1 protein-coding gene is annotated in these 408 nt (G+C 51.0%); it reads left to right on the top strand.

The window, feature by feature from the left end; all coding sequences use genetic code 11:
- Positions 1-261 (top strand): IS1 family transposase (locus BHE85_RS18880; protein ID WP_000317683.1); only part of this gene is annotated, 261 nt, incomplete at its 5' end.
- Between the last annotated feature and the right edge of the window lie 147 nt (positions 262-408).

The following is a 408-nucleotide window of genomic DNA, read 5'->3' on the forward strand; positions in this document are numbered from 1 at the left end:
ACACTGGAGCGTCTTCTGAGCCTGCTGTCGGCCTTTGAGGTCGTGGTATGGATGACGGATGGCTGGCCGCTGTATGAATCACGCCTGAAGGGAAAGCTGCACGTTATCAGCAAGCGTTACACTCAGCGCATTGAGCGACATAATCTGAATCTGAGACAACATCTGGCAAGGCTGGGACGGAAGTCACTGTCGTTCTCAAAATCGGTGGAGCTGCATGACAAGGTCATCGGGCATTATCTGAACATAAAACACTATCAGTAAGTTGGAGTCATTACCCTGGTTGTCTGGAGATTCAGGGGGCCAGTCTACTGGATTTGCCCCTATATTTCCAGACATCTGTTATCACTTAACCCATTACAAGCCCGCTGCCGCAGATATTCCCGTGGCGAGCGATAACCCAGCGCACTA

Origin of the sequence: Shigella sp. FC1567 (assembly GCF_001743015.1) — a bacterium.
Classification (GTDB): Bacteria; Pseudomonadota; Gammaproteobacteria; order Enterobacterales; family Enterobacteriaceae; genus Escherichia; species Escherichia coli.